At 72.5% G+C, this 22471-nt stretch carries 17 protein-coding genes; 8 read left to right on the top strand and 9 right to left on the bottom strand.

Translation table 11 applies throughout. The annotated features are described in order from the left end of the window. Nucleotides 1–40: 40 nt before the first annotated feature. The 6 genes from HNR68_RS18950 to HNR68_RS18925 all read right to left on the bottom strand — a co-directional run bounded on the left by HNR68_RS18950 (nucleotide 41) and on the right by HNR68_RS18925 (nucleotide 7109). A complete protein-coding gene (locus HNR68_RS18950; RefSeq protein WP_179722992.1) occupies nucleotides 41–997 on the bottom strand; it encodes an acyl-CoA dehydrogenase family protein in 957 nt (318 codons plus the stop codon). Beyond that, nucleotides 994–2085 carry an acyl-CoA dehydrogenase family protein gene (locus HNR68_RS18945; protein ID WP_343050248.1) on the bottom strand — a complete coding sequence of 364 codons (1092 nt, stop codon included), beginning with the start codon at nucleotides 2083–2085 and terminating at the stop codon, nucleotides 994–996. The genes HNR68_RS18950 and HNR68_RS18945 overlap by 4 nt, the downstream gene beginning before the upstream one ends. Further along, the gene (locus tag HNR68_RS18940; RefSeq protein ID WP_179722988.1) at nucleotides 2082–3410 is read right to left on the bottom strand and encodes an MFS transporter; all 1329 of its coding nucleotides are present in this window, start codon (nucleotides 3408–3410) and stop codon (nucleotides 2082–2084) included. Before HNR68_RS18940 ends, HNR68_RS18945 begins: the two co-directional genes overlap by 4 nt. 2 nt (nucleotides 3411–3412) lie before the next feature. Next, nucleotides 3413–5488 (bottom strand): acetate--CoA ligase family protein, encoded by a 2076-nt coding sequence (locus HNR68_RS18935; RefSeq protein WP_218888350.1) that lies wholly within the window; start codon nucleotides 5486–5488, stop codon nucleotides 3413–3415. Continuing rightward, nucleotides 5485–6267, bottom strand: a complete 783-nt coding sequence (locus tag HNR68_RS18930) for an enoyl-CoA hydratase/isomerase family protein (protein ID WP_179722986.1) — start codon at nucleotides 6265–6267, stop codon at nucleotides 5485–5487. The genes HNR68_RS18935 and HNR68_RS18930 overlap by 4 nt, the downstream gene beginning before the upstream one ends. A 188-nt stretch (nucleotides 6268–6455) precedes the next feature. Then, nucleotides 6456–7109: a GntR family transcriptional regulator gene (locus tag HNR68_RS18925; protein WP_179722984.1), complete on the bottom strand. Its 654-nt coding sequence runs from the start codon at nucleotides 7107–7109 to the stop codon at nucleotides 6456–6458. A 555-nt stretch (nucleotides 7110–7664) separates the two neighbouring features. Here HNR68_RS18925 and HNR68_RS18920 point away from each other — a divergent pair. The 4 genes from HNR68_RS18920 (at nucleotide 7665) to HNR68_RS18905 (ending at nucleotide 13088) form a co-directional block, all read left to right on the top strand. After that, the gene (locus HNR68_RS18920; protein ID WP_179722982.1) at nucleotides 7665–9278 is read left to right on the top strand and encodes an OPT/YSL family transporter; all 1614 of its coding nucleotides are present in this window, start codon (nucleotides 7665–7667) and stop codon (nucleotides 9276–9278) included. Between the two features lie 79 nt (nucleotides 9279–9357). Next, nucleotides 9358–10422, top strand: a complete 1065-nt coding sequence (locus HNR68_RS18915; protein ID WP_179722980.1) for a 2,5-dihydroxypyridine 5,6-dioxygenase NicX family protein — start codon at nucleotides 9358–9360, stop codon at nucleotides 10420–10422. 111 nt (nucleotides 10423–10533) lie between these two features. Further along, nucleotides 10534–11805 carry an alpha/beta fold hydrolase gene (locus HNR68_RS18910; protein WP_179722978.1) on the top strand — a complete coding sequence of 424 codons (1272 nt, stop codon included), beginning with the start codon at nucleotides 10534–10536 and terminating at the stop codon, nucleotides 11803–11805. A 53-nt stretch (nucleotides 11806–11858) separates the two neighbouring features. After that, on the top strand, nucleotides 11859–13088 hold the full coding sequence (locus HNR68_RS18905) for a sensor domain-containing diguanylate cyclase (protein WP_179722975.1): 1230 nt from the start codon (nucleotides 11859–11861) through the stop codon (nucleotides 13086–13088). A 9-nt stretch (nucleotides 13089–13097) separates the two neighbouring features. Here HNR68_RS18905 and HNR68_RS18900 read toward each other — a convergent pair whose 3' ends face one another. Then, nucleotides 13098–14465 carry a dihydrolipoyl dehydrogenase family protein gene (locus tag HNR68_RS18900; RefSeq protein WP_343050247.1) on the bottom strand — a complete coding sequence of 456 codons (1368 nt, stop codon included), beginning with the start codon at nucleotides 14463–14465 and terminating at the stop codon, nucleotides 13098–13100. Nucleotides 14466–15111: 646 nt separating this feature from the next. On the opposite strand from HNR68_RS18900, the gene HNR68_RS18895 reads away from it, so the two are divergent. After that, the gene (locus HNR68_RS18895) at nucleotides 15112–16989 is read left to right on the top strand and encodes a 2-oxoacid:acceptor oxidoreductase subunit alpha (RefSeq protein WP_179722973.1); all 1878 of its coding nucleotides are present in this window, start codon (nucleotides 15112–15114) and stop codon (nucleotides 16987–16989) included. Next, entirely contained in the window at nucleotides 16986–18047 is a 1062-nt protein-coding gene (locus HNR68_RS18890) for a thiamine pyrophosphate-dependent enzyme (protein WP_179722971.1), read from the top strand. Before HNR68_RS18895 ends, HNR68_RS18890 begins: the two co-directional genes overlap by 4 nt. A 77-nt stretch (nucleotides 18048–18124) precedes the next feature. Here HNR68_RS18890 and HNR68_RS18885 read toward each other — a convergent pair whose 3' ends face one another. Further along, nucleotides 18125–18349, bottom strand: a complete 225-nt coding sequence (locus tag HNR68_RS18885) for a DUF397 domain-containing protein (RefSeq protein WP_343050246.1) — start codon at nucleotides 18347–18349, stop codon at nucleotides 18125–18127. After that, entirely contained in the window at nucleotides 18350–19231 is an 882-nt protein-coding gene (locus HNR68_RS18880; protein WP_179722969.1) for a helix-turn-helix domain-containing protein, read from the bottom strand. A 535-nt stretch (nucleotides 19232–19766) separates the two neighbouring features. On the opposite strand from HNR68_RS18880, the gene HNR68_RS18875 reads away from it, so the two are divergent. Together HNR68_RS18875 and HNR68_RS18870 are read left to right on the top strand one after the other, a co-directional pair. Then, nucleotides 19767–21491, top strand: coding sequence for an amidohydrolase (locus HNR68_RS18875; RefSeq protein ID WP_179722967.1), 1725 nt, complete (start codon nucleotides 19767–19769; stop codon nucleotides 21489–21491). Nucleotides 21492–21622: 131 nt separating this feature from the next. Further along, on the top strand, nucleotides 21623–22429 hold the full coding sequence (locus HNR68_RS18870; protein WP_179722965.1) for a polysaccharide deacetylase family protein: 807 nt from the start codon (nucleotides 21623–21625) through the stop codon (nucleotides 22427–22429). Nucleotides 22430–22471 lie beyond the last annotated feature (42 nt).

Raw genomic sequence — 22471 nt, 5'->3', positions numbered from 1 at the left:
CGCGCATCAGTGCTCCGGCGCCGCTGCGCGCTCCCGGCCGTCAGGCGGTGAGGTGGTCCCAGAGCGCGGCTTCGCCGCCGGTGAGCGCAGCTCGCCCGAGACGGGCCGACCAGCTCCGCTCGGTGCCGGATTCGTCCCGCCACGCCCACAACTTCCGGGTGACGTGGTGCAGCGGGTGCTCCCGCGTCACTCCCATCGCCCCGTGCAGCTGGTGCGCCGCGCGCGCGACGCTGGTCGCGGTGCGCGCCGCGGTCACCTTCGCCGCAGCCGTGGCGGCCAGCGCCCGGTCGGGGTCCTCCTCGTGCCCGCGCGCGGCGCGCGCGACGGCGGCCTCGGTGGCCACGAGGTGCACGCGCATCTCCGCCAGCGACGAGGCCACGGGCTTGAGCGCGACGAGCGGCCGGCCGAACTGCTCGCGCTGCGTGACGTGTTCGCGCGTGTGCCGGTACGCGCCGCGCGCCGCACCGAGCAGTGCTGCCGCCTTGAGCAACGCCGCGCGCGCTAGCACCTCCTCGTGCGACGGGGCGTCGGGCAGGGCAGTGGTCGCTCCGGTCACCCGCACCGCGTCGCGGGGTTCGCCCGCCAGGTTCTCGCCGGGCACCACCTCGAGGGCGCCGCGCTCGGCCAGGAAGGCGGGTTCCCGCTCCGGTCGCACCAGGACGTGGCTGGCGTGGCGCGCCCACGGCACCGCCTCCAGGCCGGTGGTGGTGACGACCAGGGGAGCGTCCGCCAGCTCCGCGCCGAGCACCCAGCGCGACACCGCCACCTCCAGCAACGGCACGCTCACGCCGCTCGCCGCCGTGGCCGCCACCAGCTCGACGAGGTCGTGCAGGCTCCCGCCCGCGCCGCCGCGTTCCTCGGGCACGCCGACCTGCGGCCAGCCCAGTTCCACCAGCGTCGGCCACACCGGGTGCAGCGCGTCCGCGGGTGCTTCCGGGTCGACGCCCGACAGCACGTCCGCGGCGACGCGGGTGATCAGCGAGTTCTCCGTGCTCATCGCCGGGCCTCCTGCTTGGCGAGGATGGACAGCAGCACTTCGGAGGAGCCGCCCCGGATGCCGAACCCCGGCGAGGCGAGGATGGCCTCGCCCAGCGCGCTCCCCGGGTCGACCACCCCGGATCCGGTTGCCCGCCGCGCGCATTCGAGGACGTCGCGCTCGAACGCGGTGCCGAGGTACTTCAGGGTGGCGGCCGCCTGGACCGGGGCCTCGCCGGCGTCCATCGCCTCGGCGACCCGCACGCACAGCGCGCGCAGCGTGCCCAACCGCGCGACCAGCTCGCCGACCTCCTCCAGCAGCCCGTCGTCGGCGACCTCCAGCAGTTCGGCCAGCACCGGGTAGGTCGACAGCACCCGCTCCGGTCCGCCGCGCTCGTAGGACAGCTGCTCGGTGACCTGCTTCCAGCCGTCACCGACCGTGCCGATCACCCGGTGCTCCGGGACGAAGACGTTCTCGAACACCACCTCGTTGAAGTGGTGCGAGCCGGCCATGTCCACGATCGGTGACACCGACACGCCGGGCGAGTCCATGTCCAGCACGAACTCGGTCAGCCCCGCGTGCTTGACCTCCGACTTCTCGCTGCGTGCCAGCAGGTAGGCGTGCGTGGCGCGGTGCGCGTGGCTGGTCCAGATCTTGCGGCCGTCGATCCGCCAGCCTCCCGGCACGCGGGTCGCGGTGGTGCGCACCGCCGCGAGGTCCGAGCCCGCGTCGGGTTCGCTCATGCCGAGGCAGAAGACGTGCTCCGCGGCGGCGATGCCGGGCAGGACCTCCTGCTGCAACCGCTCGGAGCCGTACCGCAGGACCGCCGGCCCGATCTGCCGGTCGCCGATCCAGTGCGCGGCCACGGGGGCGCCGGCGCGCAGCAGTTCCTCGGTGAGCACCAGGCGGGCCAGGTTCGACCGCTCACCACCGCCCACCGACCGCGGCCAGGTCATGCCCAACCAGCCGCGCTCGGCGAGCTCCTTGCTGAAGGCCAGGTCGAACGACCGCAACCAGGCGTCCGGCCGCGGCCGGTAGCGGCCCGCCTCGCGCCACGCGCGGCACAGCTCGCGCACCTCGCGGCGCAGTCCGTCCAACGACGAGTTCACCACGCGGACTCCTTCCCGGGAACGCTCGGCTGCTCGGCGCGGCTCAGCGCCGCTGTCCTCGTCTCCGGCATCAGCAGGTAGGTCAGCAGCGACACCAGGCCGCAGGCCGAGACGTAGAAGAAGAACCAGTGCTCGACACCGGCGTCGCGGAACGCCAGCGCGACGTACTCCGCGGTCCCGCCGAACAGGGCTTGCGCCAGCGCGTACGGGATCGCGACCCCGACGGTGCGGATGCCGGTGGGGAACAGCTCGGCCTTCACGCACGCGTTCACCGACGAGTACCCGGCCACGATCGTCAGCGCCAGCGCGGTGAGCGCCAGCGCGACGCCGAACCCGGGCCACCGCTGCATCGCCGTCATGATCGGGTAGGTGCCCAGCGTGGTGCCGACGCCGAAGAAGACGAGCACCGGACGCCGGCCGACCTTGTCCGAGATCGCCCCGCCGATCGGCAGCAGCACGGTGAACAGGCACAGCGCGAGGAACATGACGAGCGCGGCGTCGGACTTGCTCAACCCCACCGAGTTCGCCAGGTACTTCGTCAGGTACGTGGTGTAGGTGTAGAAGGCGACGCTGCCGCCCAGGGTCAGCGCGAACACCAGCCCGGCGGCGCGGCGGTGCCGCCACACCTCGCGCAGCGTGCCGCGCCGCTGCTCGGAGTCGTGGCGCTCCTCCTCGGCGTAGGCCGCGGTCTCGTGCATCCGGCGGCGCAGGTAGAACACGACAAGTGCGGCGATCGCCCCGATGACGAACGGGATCCGCCAGCCCCACGCGGTCAGCTGCTGCTCGGTGAGGGTGGACTGCAGCACCATGAGCACGACCAGCCCGAGCAGCTGGCCGATGGTGACCGACACGTACTGGAAGCTCGACCCCAGCCCGCGCCTGCCGCGCCGCGACACCTCGGTGAGGTAGGCGGCGCTGGCCGCGTACTCGCCGCCGACGCTGAGCCCCTGCATGATGCGCGCGAGGAGCAGCAGCACCGCACCGAGGTACCCGGCCTGCTCGTGGTCCGGGGCGATCGCGATGAGCAGCGCGCTGATCGACATCATGGTCACCGACAGCGTCAGGCCGAACTTGCGGCCCCGGCGGTCGGCGATGCGCCCCAGCACCCAGCCGCCCAGCGGGCGGGCCAGGAAGCCCACGGCGAACACCGCGGCGGTGTTCATCAGCTGCGCGGTCGCGTCGCCCTCCGGGAAGAACCGCCCGGCGAAGTACAGCGCGAAGTTGGCGTAGACGAACCAGTCGTACCACTCGACGGTGTTGCCGATGGCGCCGCTGAGGACGGCGCGGACGTGGGTGGGGCGGCGGGGCTCCGTTGACCCGCTCATGGTCACCTCCGGGGATGGCTGGTCACGACGAGGTCGGTGGCGACCGCTCCGGTCGCGTGCACCACGAGCGGGTTGACCTCGATCTCGGCGAGACCGTCGCCGAGCTCGACGGCGGCCTGGGAGACCGCCGCGATCGCCGCGGCCGCTGCCGCCACGTCACCGCGGGGCCGGCCGCGGAACCCGTCCAGCAGCGGCCACCCGCGCAAGCGCCGCAGCAGGGCGAGCGCCTGGTCGGTGTCGAGCGGGGCCAGCGCCGACACCACGTCCCGGTAGAGCTCGGTCGCGGTGCCGCCCATGCCGACCGTCACCACCGGCGGGTAGCCGTGCTCGCTGCCCTGCACGCCGAGCAGCAGCTCGACGCCGGGCGGGACGACTTCCTGGACCAGCACGCCCTCGACGCGCGCGTGCGGTGCGTTCGCCGCGACGGTGTCGAGCAGGTCGCGGGTGGCGCCGTCCGCGCGGTCGGCGGGAACGCCGACGACGACACCGCCGACGTCGCTCTTGTGCGTGAGGTCGGGGGACTGGACCTTGAGCACGACGTGGTCGCCGATCTCGCGGGCGACCGCCACGGCCTCGGCGGGGTCGGTGACCACCTGCCCGCGCGGCCGGGCGATCCCGACCGCGTCGAGGAGCGGCGCGCCCGCGGCCTCGGTGAGCGCCGGCCGGTCCAGCAACCGCGCCAGGCCGCGCGGTGCCGCCGGCTCGGCCCGACGGCCTCCCCGCGGTACCAGGTGCGCGAGCAGGCGCAGCGCGGCGGTGGTCGTGTCCAGCACGGGGATCCCGCTGCGGCGCAACAGCGCGCTGGCCTCGGCGACCTGCTCGCGGGAGTACATCCACGCCACCGCGAACGGTGTGGTGCTGCGCTTGGCGGCCCGCAGGATCGACTCGGCGACCTCCACCGCCGCCGCGCCGCCGATCGTGGTGAGCACCACCAGCACCGCGTCCACCTGGTCGGAGTCGGCGACCGCCTCGCACACCGCGCCGAACTGGCCGGCGTCGTCGATGACTTGCGCGGTGACGTCCACCGGGTTCACCGCGCTGCCGAACGCCGGGATGAGCGGGGCCAGCGCCTCCTGCGTCGCGGCGTCCAGCTCCGGCAGCTCCAGCCCGACCGCGCCGGCCTGGTCGGCCACCAGGCCGCCCGCCCCGCCGGAGCTGGTGATCACGCCGATGCGGTGGCCGCGCGGCCGGGAGTCGCCGGTCAGCGCCACCGCCGCGTCGAGCAGCTCGTCGAGGTCGTCGACCTCGACCGCGCCGGCTTCGCGGGTCAGCAGGTCGAAGGCGGTGCCCGCCCGGACCAGCGCACCGGTGTGCGAGGCGACGGCGCGCTCACCCGCGGCGGACCGGCCGGAGCGCAGCACCGCGACGTGCTTGCCGGCCGAGGCGGCCCGCTCGGTCAGCCGCTGCCAGCGGTCCCCGTCCGGCAGCTCCTCCAGGTAGCAGGCGAGCACCCGCACGTGGGGGTCGGCGACCAGCAGTTCGGCCGCGTCGGTCGCGGTGAGGTCGGCCTGGTTGCCGACGCTGACCCAGGCGGTGAGCCCGATCCCGCGGTCCGCGGCCCCGCCGAGGAAGCTGCCGCCCAGCGCGCCGCTCTGCCCGACGTAGGCGATGCCGGAGTCCGGGTGCTGCGGCCCCGCCGCGGCGGCGGTGAACGTGGCGACCAGGCCGGTGGGCCGGTAGAGCAGCCCCTGGCAGTTCGGGCCGATGACCCGCAGCCCGTACCGGCGGGCCACCTCGACGAGCTGCTCCTGCAGGGCACGGCCCTCGTCGCCGACCTCGGCGAACCCCGAGGACAGCACCACCGCGCAGGTCGCGCCCGCGCGTCCGGCCTCCTCGACCACCGACAGCACCCGCGCGGCCGGGACGAGCACGAGCACCAGGTCCACCGGACCGGGCAGCTCCGACAGCGACGGGTAGCAGGGCAGGCCGTGCACCTGCCGGTGGTTCGGGTTGACCGGGTAGACCGGTCCGGCGAAGTCGCGCAGGTAGTGGGTCAGCCGGCCGGCCATCGCCGATCGTTCGGAGGCCCCGACGACCGCCACCGCCCGCGGGTCCAGCAACCCGTCCACGGCGCTCACCGGCCCCGGAACTTCGGGGCGCGCTTCTCCTTGAAGGCCCGCATCGCCTCCGCGGAGTCCTCAGTGGACTGCACGACCGCCATGTGCGAGGAGATCAGGTCCAGCGAGGTCCGCAGGTCGGTGCGCGCCGACTGGTACACGGTCCGCTTGATCGCCCGGATCGCCACGGGCGGGCCGTCGGCGAGGCGCCGCGCGAAGGCGTAGGTCTGGTCCAGCAGCTCGTCGTCGGGGTAGCAGCGGCTGGCGATGCCGAGCTCCACGGCGGTGGCGGCGTCCACGAAGTCACCGGTCCACAGCAGTTCCAGCGCCTTGGCCGTGCCGACCAGTCGCGGCAGGAAGTAGCAGCCGCCGTCGCCGGGCACCAGCCCGACCTTGACGTAGCCCTCGGACAGCCGTGCGGACTCGCCGACGAACCGGATGTCGCACATCAGCGCCATGTCCATGCCCGCGCCGACCGCGACGCCGTTGACCGCGGCGAGGACCGGTTTGTCGAAGTCCTCCAGCGCCAGCGCGACCTGGTGGATGCGCTCGGTGAGCACGGTCTTGTGGTCCAGCACGGACTTCTCGCCCGCGGTGAAGTCGTCCAGGTCGACGCCCGAGCAGAACGCGTCGCCGGCGCCGGTGAGCACCAGCACCCGGACCTCGGGGTCGAACCGCGCGGAGCGGATGGCGGCCGCCCACTGGTCGATCATCTCCAGGGTGAAGGCGTTCTTGCGGTGCGGGCGGTTGAGCAGGATCGTCCCGATCCCGTCGCTGACCTGGTACTCGAGGTCTGCCATGTCCGTCCCTCCGAGCTCGGCGACCGCCCGAGTCTGGCACGGCGTCACCCCGGAGTCCATACAAAATTGAATGCAATCCGGCGATCGAGCGGTGGGTGACCCGATCGGCGCAACCACGGCCCGCGGCAGGGGGATCGGTGTGTGGGGGACCGGCCGCAGCGCGAGATCTGACGAGGTGCGCGAGGACGTCAGCCCGGGAGGGGGAGGCCTGCGCCGAGGGTGGGGGCGAGCTGCGCCGGGGTCGCGTCGCGGTGCGAGTCCATGATCGTGACGGCCTTCTCCGTCTGGCCGCGGCGCAGGGCGCCGATCAGCTGCCGGTGCTCGCGGACGATCCGGCGCCGCGCCGCGTCGTCGTAGAGGTACACCGAGCGGTACGCCTCGGTCATCTTCCAGATCCGCTCGATCTCGTCGACGATCAGCTGCAGCCCCGAGGCACGGAAGATGACGAAGTGGAAGTCGTGGTTGAGCTCGGTCATCCGCAGCACGTCGACCTCCTCGGCCGCCTGCGCGATCTGGTCGTTGAGCTCGCTCAGCTCGATGACCTGCGCCGTGCTCAGCCGCGGCAGCTCCCGCAGCACCAGCGACTCCAGCGCGCCGCGCATCAGGTAGGCCTGTCGCAGCTCCTCGGCAGACAGGCGGGCCACGGTGTAGCCGACGTTCGGCTGGTGGCGGACCACGCCCTCGGCCTCCAGGGCCTTCAGCGCCTCGCGCACCGGGACCCGGCTCACGCCCAGGCGTTCAGCGAGCGCCTCCTGCCGCAGCGGCTGCCCGGGCAGCAGCTCCTGGCTGCGCATCATCTGCCGGATCTGCTCGACGGCGCGCCCCACCGAAGTCCCCGCCATCACTCCACACCCCACGCTCTGCCCGGCCTGTGACCGAGAGGGTAACGCACCGTGGTCGCCGCGCCCCGGTGCGTCCGGTGGACCTGCGTGGGCGCCGGGGCCGCGGACCCTCGTTCGTCGCATTGACAACGGCGCGGGCCGGGCGCACCGTGGCGCGGTGCGCATGCAACGGCACCGTTGGGCAGACCTTGGCGACCGGAGGCCGGTGTGGCGGGCCGGCTCACGCGCGCCGCGGGCCCGCGCGGAGGCACCGAGCCCGAGCGGCCCGTCACCGAGCAGGCGCTGGCCGCCTTCGACCGAGCGCGGTGCGGCGAGCCTGCCGGGCACCGCGGGGTGCTGACCGCTCGCCGGCGCGCTGGGAGCCCGCGCCCGCACCGGTCCCGAGGCCGCACCGTCGCGTGCTGCGGCGGCTCTCCGGTGCGACAGTGGGGGCCGCGACGTCGGTCGGCCCCGCCGAACGCGTCACCAGCCGGATCGATGACTGTCCGCTCCGCTGCGCACCGACCCGTCGAGTTCGGTCCGCGCGGCGGCTGAGCCCTCCTCGAAAGGCTGTCCATGACCGTCAGCGAACCCCGGACGGGTGCCGAGGACGCGCACCCGCGGGCCTTCGAGCCGACCGTCCTGGTGGTCACCGTCGCGCTGTCCGTGGTCGGTGCGATCATCGGCCTGCACCTCATCACCACGCTGGGCATCTCGGCCAACACCTCGGTGATCGGCGCGCTGATCGCGATGATCATCGGACGGGTCAACGTGGCCGCGCTGCGCGGCATGCGCTCGGTGCACCGGCAGAACCTCGTGCAGAGCGCGGTGTCCGGCTCGACCTTCGCCGCCGCCAACTCGCTGCTGGCGCCGATCGCGGTGCTCTTCGCGTTCGGGCGTCCCGACTTGGTGTGGCCGGTCTTCGCCGGGGTCGCGATCGGCCTGTTCGCCGACTCCTTCGTGCTCTACCGGCTGTTCCACTCGCGGCTGCTGCCCGCGCAGGCCGCCTGGCCGCCCGGGGTCGCCGCGGCGGGCACCATCATCGCCGGGGACGAGGGCGGGCGGCGGGCCGCCGTGCTGGCCGGCGGCGCCGCGGTCGGGTTCGTCGGGTCGCTGTTCACGCTGCCGGTCTCCGCAGCGGGCGTGGCGTTCCTCGGCAACCTCTGGGCGCTGGCGATGCTCGGCCTCGGCCTGCTGGTCGGCCAGTACGGCCCGGACTGGTTCGGCGTCGACATCGGCGACCTCTACATCCCGCACGGCGTGATGATCGGCGCCGGGCTGGTCGCGCTCGGGCAGGCCGTGCACCTGATGTTCCGCAGGAGGGGCGGCGGGGCGGAGCGGACCGGCGAGGCCGACCCGAGCCAGCGGCCGCAGGTCGACGAGCGCGCCCTGCGCCGGGGCGTGCTGGAGGGGTACGGGTTGTTCGTGCTCGGCGCCGCCGTGGTCGCCCTGGCCGGCGGCCTGCTCGCCGAGCTGTCGGTGCCCGCACTGGTCCTGTGGGTGCTGGCGGCCGCGCTGGCCGCGATCGTGCACGAGATCATCGTGGGCCTGGCGGCGATGCACTCCGGCTGGTTCCCCGCCTTCGCCGTGACGCTCATCTTCCTGGTGCTGGCGCTGCTCCTCCGGCTGCCGCCGGTGGCGGTGGCGCTGTTCGTCGGCTACACCTCGGCCACCGGCCCCGCGTTCGCCGACATGGGCTACGACCTCAAGGCCGGGTGGCTGCTGCGCCGGGGGCACCGCCCCTACGACGCCTTCGAGCGCTCCGGCCGGTTCCAGCAGTACCTCGCCGCGCTGGTCGGTTTCGCGGTCGCGACGGTGGCCGTCGCGGTGTGCTGGCAGTCGTACTTCGGCGAGGGGCTTGTCCCGCCGACCGCCAAGGTCTACGCGACGAGCATCCACGCCGGGCTGACCGACCCGCACCTCGTGGTGACGCTGCTGCTGTGGGCGGTCCCCGGTGCGCTGGTGCAGCTGCTCGGCGGTCCCAGCAGGCAGATGGGCGTGCTGCTGGCGACGGGTCTGCTGGTGGGCACTCCACAGGCGTGCTGGCTGGTGTTCGGCGCCCTGCTGGTCCGCGTCGTGTACCGCAGGTGGCGCGGTGGCCGAGCGGAGGAGGAGCTGAACCTGGTCGGCGCGGGCCTCATCGCCGGCGACGCCCTCCACGCGACCAGCCGGGTCTTCGAAGCGGAGTGAGCTGTGTCGAGCGTGGGCGGCGACCGCGCCGCGCACGCCGCCCTGCCGCGCGGGGCGAGCACGTCGAGGAGGAGGAGCCGTGGAAGTGGTCAGCCGTGTGGAGTCCCGGCCCGAGTACCTGTCCTGGGAGGCGGCCGTCGCGGCGCGCAAGCTCGTCGAGCAGGTCATGCTCGTCAAGCCGGGGGAGCAGGTCGTGCTCACCGGCGACACCGCCAGCGACCGGCGGGTGGTGGAGCTGACCGCGCAGGCCGTGGCCGCAGCCGGGGCGACCCCGACCGTGGTCTGGTGCGAGACCCGGTCCGGCTCCGCGGTGGAACCGCCCCCACCGGTGGCGGGTGCGGTGGCCCGGGCCGACGTGTGGATCGAGTTCAGCGTCGCCTACGTCATGCACAGCGAGGCCTTCCGCACCGCGATCGCCAACGGCGCCCGGTACACCAACCTGACCGGCATGGACGTGGCGATGCTGGTCGACACCGTCGGCAAGCCCGACTTCGAGGGCGTCATGCGGCTCGGCCGCGCGCTGGTCGCCCTGCTGGAGCGGGCCGACGAGGTGCGCGTCACCGCGGCGAACGGCACCGACCTGGTCGGCCGCAACCAGGGACGCCCGATCAACCTGCGCGGCAAGCCGGCCGAGCACCCCGGCGAGACCGTGATGCTGTCCGGCCAGATCTCCTGGAACCCGGTCGAGGAGACCCAGAACGGCACGCTGGTCTTCGACGGCGCGCTGTGGCCGCCCCCCGAGATCGGCCTGTTGCGCTCGCCGGTGCGGTGTTCGGTGGAGCGCGGGGTGGTCACCGAGATCACCGGTGGCCGCGACGCCGAGGTGTTCCGCCGCTGGATGGAGTCCTTCGGCGACCCGAACATGTTCCGGGTGGCGCACTGGTCGCTGGGCTTCAACCCGGGCGTGCTGGTGCCCACCGGCCGGATCGTGGAGGACGAGCGGGTGTTCGGGTGCGTGGAGTTCGGCATCGGCACCAAGGGCGCTTGGATCGGCGGTGAGCCGTGGGTGGCCCCGGCGCACACCGACGGCAGCGTCCTCGGCCCCTCGATCCACCTCGACGGCGAGGCCATCGAGGTCGACGGCCGCTACGTGCACCCGGACCTCGTCCGCATCTGCGAGGAGATCGGCGCCCCCGGCTACTGACCGCGTCGAGGGCGCGTGGCCGGTTCCTGCCGGATGGCCCACGCCGGGCGGCGGGACTGGGATGCTGTACCCCGCGACTGGAGGCCGCTAGTCCACATCGGAGGATCGTCGATGCCGTCCGTCACCTACCGCCGTCCGGGCCTGGTGGCCCGGGACCACGTGTTCCGCGTGCCGCTGTGCCACGACGACCCGGGCGCCGGGGAGATCGAGGTCTTCGGCAGGGAGGTGGTCGCGCCGGGGAAGGAGGACCAGCGGCTGCCGTGGCTGGTCTACTTCCAGGGCGGGCCGGGCGGCAAGGCGGAACGACCGGTGAGCACCAGCGCGTGGCTGGGCCGCGCGCTGCAGGACCACCGGGTGCTGCTGCTCGACCAGCGCGGCACCGGGCGCAGCACCCCGGCCAACCGGCAGAGCCTGGCCGGGATGTCCCCGGCGGAGCAGGCCGAGCACCTCAGCCACCTGCGCGCCGACTCGATCGTGCGCGACGCCGAGGCCATCCGCGCCGAGCTGGTCGGCGACGAGCCGTGGACGGTGCTGGGCCAGAGCTTCGGCGGCTTCTGCGCGCTGACCTACCTCTCGCTGGCGCCGCAGGGCCTGCGCCAGGTGCTGATCACCGGCGGCATCCCGACGCTGACCGGCCACGCCGACGACGTCTACCGCGCCGCCTACCCGCGCACGCTGCGCAAGAACGACGCCTACTTCGCCCGCTACCCGCACGACGCCGAGATCGCGCGGCGGGTGGTCGAGCACCTCGCCGAGCACGAGGTGCGCATGCCGACCGGCGAGCGGCTGACCCCGGAGCGGTTCCAGACGCTCGGCATCCAGCTCGGCCAGGCCGGGCAGTTCGACGCGCTGCACTACCTGCTGGAGGAGGCGTTCCTCGGCGACACCCTCTCCGACACGTTCCTGCGCGGGGTGGACGCGGTGGTCTCCTTCGCCCCGCGGCCGCTCTACGCGGTGCTGCACGAGTCGATCTACTGCCAGGGCACCGCCTCCCGGTGGTCGGCGCACCGGGTGCGCGCGGAGTTCCCCGAGTTCGACTGGACCACCGCCGAGCGGGTCAACTTCACCGGCGAGATGATCTACCCGTGGATGTTCGAGCAGGACCCGGCGCTGGTGCCGCTCCGCGAGGCCGCTGACCTGCTCGCCGCCAAGGACGACTGGCCGGCGCTGTACGACCTCGACCAGCTCGCCCGCAACGAGGTGCCGGTGGCCGCTGCCGTGTACCACGACGACATGTACGTCGACCGGGACCACGCGCTGGAGTCGGCCGAGCGGGTCCGCGGCGCCCGGGTGTGGGTGACCAACGAGTACGAGCACGACGGTGTGAAGGCTTCACCCGCGGTCCTGGACCGCCTGCTGGCGATGAACCGGGGTGACGCCTGACGCACCGGCGCGTGGGTGCATCGGGCCGTCCAGGCCGCTATGGTTCAGTTCTCATGTCCGCATCACTGCCGAGCGCTGGCGACGTGCCGTGGCGGTGCGTCTTCGACCAAGCGGCCGCGGCGATGGCCATCCTCGACTTGCAGGGCAGGTACCTGCACGTCAACGGAGCCCTGTGCCGGTTGCTGGGCTACCGGCGCGAGGAGCTCGTGGGGCGCGACTACCGCGACTTCACCCACCCGGACGACATCGACGAAGAGGGGCCGGTGGAGTCGGACAGGACGCTGGAGAAGCGCTACATCCGCTCCGACGGGAGCCTGATCTGGGCGCTGGTGGCCCGCGCGTTCATCCGCGACCCCGACGGCGAGCCGATCTGCTTCCTGTCCCAGATCCAGGACATCACCCAGCGGCGGGAGACCGAGCTGCTGTGGCAGCGCAGCTTCGCCAACGCGCCGATCGGGATGGCGCTGCTGGACCTCAAGGGGTCGTGGACGGCGGTGAACGACACGCTCTGCGGGATGCTCGGCTACACGCGCGAGGAGCTGCTGTCGATGTCCTTCGCCGACGTCACCTACCAGGACGACCAGCAGCAGGGCTTCCGGGCGCTGGAGGACCTGGGCTCCGGCCTGGTCGACTCGGTGAACGTGGAGAAGCGCTACCGGCACCGGGACGGCCACCAGGTCTGGATGCTGATCCGGGCGACCACGGTGCCCGGTGCGGACGGTGAGCCGGCGTACGTGCTCAGCCAGTACGAGGACGTCGGCGACCAGCGCCTGGTCGACTCCCACCTGGCCCACCTGGCGCTGCACGACCCGCTGACCGGGCTGGCCAACCGCGCCCTGCTCGCCGACCGCCTGGAACACGGGCTCGGGCAGCTCGCCCGCGGCAACGGGGTGCTGGCCGTGGTGCTGGCCGACCTCGACCAGCTCAAGCCCACCAACGACCGCTACGGCCACGCGGTGGGCGACCAGCTGCTCATCGCCGCGGCGCGGGAGATCCAGCTGGCGGTGCGGGCCGGGGACACCGTGGCGCGCCTCGGCGGCGACGAGTTCGTGGTGGTCAGCCTGCTGCCCGATGAGGAGGCCGCGGTGGCGCTGCGCGACCGGGTGGAGCACCACATGAACAGCGACGTGCTGGTCAGCGGGGTGCGGTTGTCGCTGCGGGCCAGCGTGGGCTACGTCGCGACCTCGGACCCGTCGATCGCTCCGGACCGGCTGCTGCACCTGGCGGACCGGGACATGTACGTCAGCAAGCGCCGCCGCCGGGAGACCGGTGCGGACCGCTGACCCGCGGGCTCACACGTCGAGGTCGCCGAGGGCGGTCTCGATGGCGCGGTGGAAGGTCGGGTAGGCGAAGATCATCTCGCGCAGCCGGGTGATCGGGACCTCCGCGTGCACCGCCACCGCGAGCGCGCCCAGCACCTCGCCGCCCCCGGGCGCGACGACCGTGGCCCCGACCAGCACCCCGCGCCGGACGTCGGCGACCAGCTTGACCACCCCGGTGCCGCCCACCCCGTGGATCCAGCCCCGCGCGGACTCCTGGACCCGGGTGGTCCCGGTGCTCACCTCGACGCCGGCGTCCCGTGCTCGGGACTCGGTGAGCCCCACGGTGGCGACCTCGGGGTCGGTGAACACCACGGCGGGCATGGCCCGGTAGTCGGCGACCTCGCCGTCCTGGCCGAGGATGTCGGCCGCGGCGATGCGCGCCTGGTAGACCGAGGTGTGGGTGAAGGCGCCGCGGCCGGTCACGTCACCGATCGCCCAGACCCCGTCGGCGGCCCGCATGCGCTCGTCCACCGGGATGGTGCGCGCCTGGTCGTCCAGCCCGACGGCGCTGACGCCGAGCGCCTGCAGGTCGGTGCGGCGGCCGGTGGCCACCAGCAGGTGTTCGGCGGTGAGCCGGTCGCCGCCGGCCAGCTGCACCTCGAACTGGCCGTCGTGCTTGACGTGCTGCACGCCCCCGCCGGTGCGCACCTGGACGCCCTCGGCGAGCAGCGCTTCGGTGATCACCTCCGAGGCTTCCGGCTCCATGGCCGGGAGCAGCCGGGGCGCGGCTTCCAGGACCGCGACGGAGGTGCCGAACCGGGCGAAGACCTGCGCGAACTCCAGGCCGACCGGCCCGCCGCCCAGGACCAGCAGCGACTCCGGCACCTCGCGGACCGGGACCGCGTCCCGGTTGGTCCACAACGGACTCCCGGCGAGGCCGTCGATGGGCGGCACCGCGGGCTCGGTGCCGGGGTTGAGCACGATGCCGCGCCGCGCGCGGAACACCTGGTCGCCCACGGTCACCTCGCCGGGTGCGGTGATCCGCCCGGTGCCGCGCACCAGCCGTCCGCCGGTGCGTTCGAAGCGCTGCACCGCGGCCGTGTCGTCCCAGTCGGTGGTGGCCTCGTCGCGGATCCGGTCGGCCACCGGTGTCCAGTCCGCGCGCACCTCGGCCTGGCCGGCGAGCGCGGGCACCCGGCGGGCCTCGCCGAGGGCGTCGGCCGCCCGGACCATCATCTTGGTGGGCACGCAGGCGTAGTACGGGCACTCGCCGCCGACCAGTCGGGACTCCACCCCCACCACGGAGAGCCCCGCACCGGCCAGCCGGGCCGCGACGTCCTCCCCGCCCGGCCCCATGCCGATGACCACGACGTCGACCTCCTCGGCCACTGCGCTCACCCCGTTCCCCCTCGTGCGCTGCTCGTTCTAGGGCACCACCGGGCAGCCCTCCGCGCACCTCGGCCCACGGCGGCCGGTGCCGGGGCGCGTCGATCGACTGTCCACAGGGGACTCGCACCGTGGTCGAGGCTCCGCTGTGCTGGTGCGAACGGCCGGGGTCGGGCGGCCGGTCCTCCTCGGCAAGGCGGGCGTCGCCGCGGGCGCGCACGAGCGGCGCACCGGCGCGAGGTGGGCACCACGCCGGTGGTGTCCCAGGGAGTGGTCGCGCGTCCCAGCGGCCAGCGCGCGAGGCGTAGGGTGGGAGGGTGGAAGTGAACGGCGGAGGTCACGTGCACCGGCCGTTCCGGCGAAGGTTCTCCCGGATGGTGAGAAGATGCGAGACAGGTTGCCCGAGTATGGGCGACGTCACATCCTCTCCTGCGCCTTCGCAGCGGCTGCCCCGGCGGGTGCGCCGGTGCAGGCGGCACGACCTGCGGACCGACGCGGAACTCGATCGTCGATGGGGGCTCGATCGTCCGCGCGCAGGCGTGCGGGAGCGTGCGCAGAAGCCGTTCGGGCCGCCCCTGGCCGTGATCGAACGGTACACCGGGGCTGTATCGTTCGCCACAGGGATGACGTTGCCTGCAGGTGAAGGGGAACGGATCAATTGAGCACCGCGAACGGGCACCGGACCAACGGCGCCCAGAAACTGAACCGGGTCGTCATCCGGTTCGCCGGGGACTCCGGCGACGGGATGCAGCTGACTGGTGACCGGTTCACCTCCGAAGCCGCGGCCTTCGGCAACGACCTGGCGACGCTGCCGAACTTCCCGGCAGAGATCCGCGCTCCTGCCGGCACGCTGCCCGGCGTGTCCAGCTTCCAGCTGCACTTCGCCGACTACGACATCCTCACCCCGGGCGACCGGCCGGACGTGCTGGTCGCGATGAACCCCGCGGCGCTCAAGGCGAACATCGGCGACCTGCCGCCCGGCGGCATCCTCATCGTCAACACCGACGAGTTCACCAAGCGCAACCTGTCCAAGGTCGGCTACGAGGGCGACCCGCTGGAGAGCCCGGCCATGGAGCGCTACCAGGTGCACAAGGTGGCGATGGCGACGCTGACCCAGGGCGCTCTGGAGGGCACCGGGCTGGGCAAGAAGGACGCCGAGCGCTGCAAGAACATGTTCGCCCTCGGGCTGCTGTCGTGGATGTACCACCGGCCCACCGAGGGCACCGAGCGGTTCCTGCGCGAGAAGTTCGCCACGAAGCCGCAGATCGCCGAGGCCAACGTGCTGGCCTTCCGCGCGGGCTGGAACTACGGCGAGACGACCGAGTCGTTCGCGGTGACCTACGAGGTCGCGCCCGCCAAGCTGCCCAGCGGCACCTACCGGCAGATCACCGGCAACACCGCGCTGGCGTACGGCATCGTCGCGGCCGGGCACTGCAGCGACATGCCGGTGTTCCTGGGCACCTACCCGATCACGCCCGCGTCGGACGTGCTGCACGAGCTGGCCAAGCACAAGAACTTCGGCGTCACCACCTTCCAGGCCGAGGACGAGATCGCCGGTGTCGGTGCGGCGCTGGGCGCCTCCTTCGGTGGCGCGCTGGGCGTGACGACCACCTCCGGCCCCGGCCTGGCGCTGAAGTCGGAGACCATCGGCCTGGCCGTGGCGCTGGAGCTGCCGCTGCTGGTGTGCGACATCCAGCGCGGTGGCCCCTCCACCGGCCTGCCGACCAAGACCGAGCAGGCCGACCTGCTGCAGGCCCTGCACGGCCGCAACGGTGAGTCGCCGGTGCCGGTGGTCGCGCCGTGCTCGCCCGCGGACTGCTTCGACGCCGCGCTGGACGCGGCGCGCATCGCGCTGACCTACCGGACGCCGGTGCTGCTGCTGTCCGACGGCGCGATCGCCAACGGCTCGGAGCCCTGGCTGGTCCCGGACGTCGAACACCTGCCCGACCTGCGGGTGGAGTTCGCCACCGAGCCCAACGCGCCGGACGGGTCCGGCGAGTTCTGGCCCTACGTGCGCGACCCGGAGACGCTGGCCCGCGACTGGGCGGTGCCGGGCACGCCGGGGTTGGAGCACCGGGTCGGCGGCCTGGAGAAGGCCGACGGCAAGGGCAACATCTCCTACGACCCGGACAACCACGACAAGATGGTGCGGCTGCGCCAGGCGAAGGTCGACGGGATCGAGGTCCCGGACGTCACCGTCGACGACCCCTCCGGCGAGGCCCGCGTGCTGGTGCTGGGCTGGGGCTCGTCCTACGGCCCGATCGGCGCCGCGTGCCGCCGGGTGCGCGCGCAGGGCATGCAGGTCGCGCAGGCCCACCTGCGCCACCTGAACCCGATGCCGGGCAACCTCGGCGAGGTGCTGCGCAGCTACGACAAGGTGCTCGTGCCGGAGATGAACATGGGGCAGCTGGCGATGCTGCTGCGCGCCCGCTACCTGGTCGACGTGCAGTCCTACACCAAGGTGGCGGGACTGCCGTTCCGAGCTGAGGAGCTGCAGAACGTGCTCACCGACGTGGTGCAGGGGGTGTCCGCGTGACGACCACCGATCTGGGAATCCCGGGCCTGGGCGGGTTGGCCGGTGTGCCGACCACGGACGAACCGCAGAAGGCCAAGGACTTCAAGTCGGACCAGGAGGTCCGCTGGTGCCCGGGGTGCGGCGACTACGTCGTGCTGAACGCGGTGCAGAGCTTCCTGCCGTCGCTGGGCCTGAAGCGTGAGAACATCGTGTTCATCTCGGGCATCGGGTGCTCGTCCCGGTTCCCGTACTACATGAACACCTACGGGATGCACTCCATCCACGGCCGCGCCCCGGCGATCGCCACGGGGCTGGCGACCAGCCGGCCGGACCTGTCGGTGTGGGTGGTGACCGGTGACGGCGACGCGCTGTCCATCGGCGGCAACCACCTGATCCACGCGCTCCGCCGCAACGTCAACCTGAAGATCCTGCTGTTCAACAACCGGATCTACGGCCTGACCAAGGGGCAGTACTCGCCGACCAGCGAGGTCGGCAAGGTCACCAAGTCGACGCCGGTCGGCTCCCTGGACCACCCGTTCAACCCGGTGTCGCTGGCGCTGGGCGCGGAGGCCTCGTTCGTGGCGCGGGTGATCGACTCCGACCGCGCGAACGTGACCGAGACGCTGAAGGCGGCGGCCGAGCACCGCGGCAGTGCGCTGGTGGAGATCTACCAGAACTGCCCGATCTTCAACGACGGCGCGTTCGACGTGCTCAAGGACAACGACGAGAAGCAGCGCCGCATCGTCCCGCTCAAGCACGGCGAGCCGATCACCTTCGGTCCGGAGGACGAGCGCTACGGCGTCGTGGCCGGCCGGGACGGCTTCCGCGTGGCCAAGCTGTCCGAAGTGGATGACGAGGACGTGGTGGTGCACGACGTCCACCGCGAGGACCCGTCCTACGCCTTCGCCCTGTCCCGCCTCGGCGGCCAGGACCTCGACCCGGCGGTGACGGGCATCTTCCGGTCGGTCCAGCGGCCCACCTACGACGACCTGGCCCGTGACCAGGTCGCGGAGGCCAAGCAGTCCAAGCCGGCGGACCTGCAGCAACTGCTCCGCGGCAACGACACCTGGACCATCTGAGGTCGTGAGGCGAGAGGGGCGCCTCCCACCGGCGGTGCGGTGGGAGGCGCCCCTCTCGCGTGGGGCTGCGCTTGCGTTCACCGTGCGTCGAAGAGCCCGGCCTTCAGCTGACCGAGAAAGGCCTCCCACGTCTCGCGCTCGAACGCGAGGACCGGCCCCCGCCCGCCCTGCTTGGAGTCCCGGACCCCGGTCAGACCAGGCGCCGACGCCACTTCAACGCATGCGTTCTCGCCTTGCGAGCGAGCAGCCTTCTTCCATCGGGTGGTGAACACGTGGGCAGGTGGCACATCCTCGTTGTTCACTCACAGCTCCTTCAGGATCTTCGCAATGGTGGTGGGAGTTTCTTCCGGCGGCATGGCCAGTGCAGTGAGTCGCCGCAACGCCGTTCGATAGGTCACCAGGTCTTCCGGCCGTTCGTAGTAGATGCTTCGAACGTGGGTATCGACGTGCACCAGTCCAGGATCTTCCAACTCAGGATCGAATGACAAGAAGCTGAAGCTCCCCGCGATGCCTGGGTGTGCTCCAGCGGCAGTCGGGAGAACCTGCACGGTGATGCTGGGGCGCTCCAGCAGACGTAGTAGGAACTCCAGTTGATCTCGTAGGACCTGGTCGCCGCCGACTGGGAGGCGCAGTGCGTTCTCGTGGATGACGCGCCAGACCTTGACGGGAGTCCCGGAGCGTTCCAGGGTCTGCTGGCGACGTGCAGCCCGGAGCGCGACTTGCCGTGTGATGGCCGAATCGGCGAGGTCATCGGATCCTGCTCGAATGACGGCTTCGGCGTACTGCTCAGTCTGGAAGAGGCCCGGAACGACTTGCGCGTCCCAACCTTCGATTCGAGCTGCTTCCGCTTCCAGGCTGAGGAAGAGCTTGAACCAACTCGGCAGCGCGGTGGCGTCGGTGTCGAAGTCGAAGCGGGCCCACCAGTCGCGCCCCTTCTTGGCACGGGACAACAGGTCGAGGTAGAAGTCGGTCCGTTCTGGTACTCCGTACAGCTCGAGGAGTTTTTCCAGCGCGAGTGGGCTCGGAAGACGTCGGCCCACCTCGTAGTGCTCGACCACCTTCACGCTCGCCCTGATCGCGCGCGCCGCGTCGTCTCGGGAAAGCCCGTTCTCCTCGCGAAGGCGCCGCAGCGTGAAGACGAGCCAGCGCTTCAACGCGGTGGGATTGCTGGGGCCGGCGCCCATGTTCCGACTCCTTCGCTGTGCATCGTCGATCATCCGTTGGAGGCATTCTGTAGGAGCCTACTTCTGTACCGTCCTACAACTGCGTACCGTCTTGGTGTGGGTACCCACAGTAATCGTGCGATGGCAGTGCGAGGAGGAAGGTCGGTATGAGCGGGTGCCAGGTCGCTGCGTGGGTCAGGATCGAGGACTGCTCGATGGAGTACGCCGTCTTCGGTGACGAGGTGGAGTTCCGCATCGGTGGGCAGCTCGACGGGATGGACATCGTGTTCAGCGAGCAGGGCCCTCGAACGGCTCGTCTCGCAGGGGCAGGCGGCGCTCCGCGAACTCCGCGCCGCGGCTCAGGGGTAGCGCTGGGGTGGGGTGCCTCGAGGTCGTGAGTGCTGAGACCGCCTGGAACCGGTCTTCGCACTCACGACCCGGGGCAGGAGGTCGAGGAGGGGTTGGGCTTCGAGGTCTGGCGGCTTCTGTGCGCTTCATTGACTGGGGGGTGACGTGCGCCTACGTTCTCCGCAGGTGATCACCCAGGAGGTCGGCGATGTGCCAGGTCTGTTGTCGGCGTTCCCCGCAGCCCCGCATCTCCCGGGCGCAGTTCCTCAAGCTGGTCGGCTTGGCCACCGCCGGGATGGCGGTCACCGCGGGGTGCTCCGGCGGTGAGCCCACCCCCACGGGGCCGGGCGGCCGACTGCTCATCGACAACGTGCGCGGCCTGACCATGACCTCCGACGGGCCGCTGGAGTTCTCCAGCCTGCTGGTCGAGGCGGACGGGCGCGTCGGCGGTCTGGACGTCGGCAACGCCGGGGGAGCCCAGCGCATCGACGGCCGGGGGCGGGTGCTCGTCCCCGGGCTGCACGACGCGCACGGGCACTTCGGGCAGCTCGGAGCCACCCTCTCGCAGCTCGACCTCAGCGGCACCCGGTCGCTGGACGAGGCGATGCGCGCGCTCCGGGACTTCGCCGCGCAGCACCCGGACCGGCCGTGGGTCCTCGGCCGCGGCTGGAACGACGTGGTCTGGGGCCTCGGCCGGTTGCCGACGGCGGCGGACCTGGACGCCGTGGTGCCGGACCGGCCGGTGTGGCTGGTCCGGGTCGACGGGCACGCCGGGGTGGCCAACACCGCCGCGCTGCGGCAGATCGGCATCACCCGCGACACCCCGACCCCGCCCGGTGGGAACGTCGTGCGCGGTCCCGACGGCACGCCGACCGGGGCCTTCGTCGACGCCGCGACCGACCTCGTCGAGGGCCACCTGCCGAAGCCGACCACCGAGGACCTCAAGCAGAACTTCCTCGCCGCGCAGCGCAAGCTCAACGAGGTCGGCCTGACCTCGGTCAGCGACGCGGGCACCAGCGCCGCCGAGCTCGCGGTGCTGCACCAGCTGGCCGCGTCCGGCGAGCTGACCATCCGCACCAACTCGTTCCTCTCCTACGACGCCTACCGCGAGCTCGGCGCGCAGGCGCGCGGCGACTCCTTCGCCGACGACATGCTGCGCGTCCGCACCGTCAAGCTCTACATCGACGGGGCGCTCGGCTCCCACGGCGCCGCGATGCTCCAGCCCTACTCCGACGACCCCGGGAACGCCGGGCTGCCGCAGCTGGACGCCACCGAGCTGCGCAACCGGGTGACCCAGGTGATGCGGGACGGCTTCCAGGTCGCCACGCACGCCATCGGCGACGCCGGGAACCGGATGGTGCTCGACGCCTACGAGGCCGCCCTCGCCGAGGTCGGCAGCGACCTGCGCCACCGCGTCGAGCACGCGCAAGTCCTGTCGTTGGAGGACATCCCGCGGCTGCGGGCGCACGGGATCATCGCCTCGATGCAACCGGTGCACGCCACCGACGACATGAACATGGCGGAGGACCGCGTCGGGCCGGAGCGCATCGCCGGCGCCTACGCGTGGCGGACCCTGCTGGACCAGGACATCACCATCGCCTCGGGCTCCGACTTCCCGGTGTCCTCGGAGAACCCCTTCGACGGGCTGCACGCCGCCATCACCCGCACCGACCGGGAGGGCAAGCCGGTCGGCGGCTGGTACCCGCAACAGGCGATGACCCCGCACGAGGCGCTGCGCTCGTTCACCCTCGACGCCGCGTTCGCCGCGCACCAGGAGAAGGTGCTCGGCAGCTTGGAACCGGGGAAGTGGGCCGACTTCGTCCTCCTCGACCAGGACCCGCTGGACCCGCCGCCCGGGCGCGCGCGGTGGCAGACCCGCGCGCTGCAGACCTGGGTCGCGGGGCGCCGCGTCGGCGAGTACGGGGACCTGTAGTCCGTGCCGATGCGGTAGGCCGCGTACCCCGGCGACCGGATCTGCGGGCGGTTGATCGCCGCCTACTCTCGGCTCACCGGTCGGGTGAACCCGTGCCCGTGCCGGACCCGTTGCCGAGGAGGGCGGCCGCCATGACGCAGACCGTGAGCGAGCGGGCCTGGCGCGACACCGGACGCCCGTTCCCGTACGTGCTCATGTACCACTCGATCGCGGTCCACGAGCGCGACCCGTACCTGGTGACCGTCGACCCGCGCCGCTTCGACCAGCAGCTGCGGTGGATGCGCGACACCGGGCTGCGCGGGGTGTCGATGCGCGAGCTGCTGCTGGCCCACTGGGCCGGGGAGGCCTGCGGACTGGTCGGGCTCACCTTCGACGACGGCTACGCCGACTTCGCGCGCAACGCGTTGCCCGCCCTGCGGCGGTACGGGTTCACCGCCACCGTGTTCGTCATCGCCGGCCGGATCGGCGGCGACAACGAGTGGGACCCCGAGGGGCCGCGCAAGCGGCTGATGACAGCCGTGGAGGTCCGGGAGGTCGCCGAGTCCGGTGTGGAGGTCGGCTCGCACGGACTGCTGCACCAGCACATGTCCTACTTGGACGATGACGAGCTGGTGCCCGAGGTGGTCGAGAGCCGGGAGCTGCTGCGCGAGATCACCGGTCAGGACGTCACCGGGTTCTGCTACCCGTACGGCGACGTCGACCAGCGGGTGGTGGACACCGTGGCGGCGGCGGGCTACGAGTACGGCTGCGCCATCTGGCGCTCGGAGGTGTCCGGGTTGCACGCGCTGCCGCGCACCTACATCGGTGACCGGGACGGCACCCTGCGCTTGCACGCCAAGCACCTGCGGCACCGGCTGACTGGTGCGCTCACGGCCCGCCAGGTGCGCCGCGCGCCTGCCGTGAGGAGCGCAACCGGGAGCGTCCTCAAGTTTCGGTAACCGCGCTCACCACGGTGTGGGAGACCCTCGGCGGCGTCCGGA

It is taken from the genome of Saccharopolyspora hordei (assembly GCF_013410345.1).
Classification (GTDB): domain Bacteria; phylum Actinomycetota; class Actinomycetes; order Mycobacteriales; family Pseudonocardiaceae; genus Saccharopolyspora; species Saccharopolyspora hordei.
The sequence above is the reverse complement of the archived record's forward strand: the minus strand, read 5'-3'. Positions and strand labels throughout refer to the sequence as shown.

Excerpts from the sequence above, each read along its gene's own strand:
- HNR68_RS18950 (WP_179722992.1), bottom strand. The coding sequence starts at position 997 with ATGAGCACGGAGAACTCGCTGATCACCCGCGTCGCCGCGGACGTGCTG.
- HNR68_RS18940 (WP_179722988.1), bottom strand. The coding sequence starts at position 3,410 with ATGAGCGGGTCAACGGAGCCCCGCCGCCCCACCCACGTCCGCGCCGTC.
- HNR68_RS18930 (WP_179722986.1), bottom strand. The coding sequence starts at position 6,267 with ATGGCAGACCTCGAGTACCAGGTCAGCGACGGGATCGGGACGATCCTG.
- HNR68_RS18925 (WP_179722984.1), bottom strand. The coding sequence starts at position 7,109 with ATGGCGGGGACTTCGGTGGGGCGCGCCGTCGAGCAGATCCGGCAGATG.
- HNR68_RS18920 (WP_179722982.1), top strand. The coding sequence starts at position 7,665 with ATGACCGTCAGCGAACCCCGGACGGGTGCCGAGGACGCGCACCCGCGG.
- HNR68_RS18910 (WP_179722978.1), top strand. The coding sequence starts at position 10,534 with ATGCCGTCCGTCACCTACCGCCGTCCGGGCCTGGTGGCCCGGGACCAC.
- HNR68_RS18905 (WP_179722975.1), top strand. The coding sequence starts at position 11,859 with ATGTCCGCATCACTGCCGAGCGCTGGCGACGTGCCGTGGCGGTGCGTC.
- HNR68_RS18880 (WP_179722969.1), bottom strand. The coding sequence starts at position 19,231 with ATGGGCGCCGGCCCCAGCAATCCCACCGCGTTGAAGCGCTGGCTCGTC.
- HNR68_RS18875 (WP_179722967.1), top strand. The coding sequence starts at position 19,767 with ATGTGCCAGGTCTGTTGTCGGCGTTCCCCGCAGCCCCGCATCTCCCGG.
- HNR68_RS18870 (WP_179722965.1), top strand. The coding sequence starts at position 21,623 with ATGACGCAGACCGTGAGCGAGCGGGCCTGGCGCGACACCGGACGCCCG.